Source organism: Streptomyces sp. XY431 (genome assembly GCF_001279805.1).
GTDB classification, from domain to species: domain Bacteria; phylum Actinomycetota; class Actinomycetes; order Streptomycetales; family Streptomycetaceae; genus Kitasatospora; species Kitasatospora purpeofusca.
The window spans coordinates 1-211 of record NZ_LGDO01000456.1 but is presented as its reverse complement, the minus strand read 5'-3'; the positions used below and the strand labels follow the sequence as shown (position 1 = coordinate 211).

Below are 211 nucleotides of genomic sequence, written 5' to 3'. Positions count from 1 at the left end.
TCAGGTAGAGAATACCGAGGCGTTCGGGTGAACTATGGTTAAGGAACTCGGCAAAATGCCCCCGTAACTTCGGGAGAAGGGGGGCCATTCCTGGTGACGAGTCTTGCACTCCGAGCTGGGGGTGGCCGCAGAGACCAGCGAGAAGCGACTGTTTACTAAAAACACAGGTCCGTGCGAAGCCGTAAGGCGATGTATACGGACTGACGCCTGC

At 56.9% G+C, this 211-nt stretch carries 1 rRNA gene; it reads left to right on the top strand.

The features are described from left to right. Window positions 1–211, top strand: a 23S ribosomal RNA gene (locus ADK60_RS28545); the annotation flags it as partial.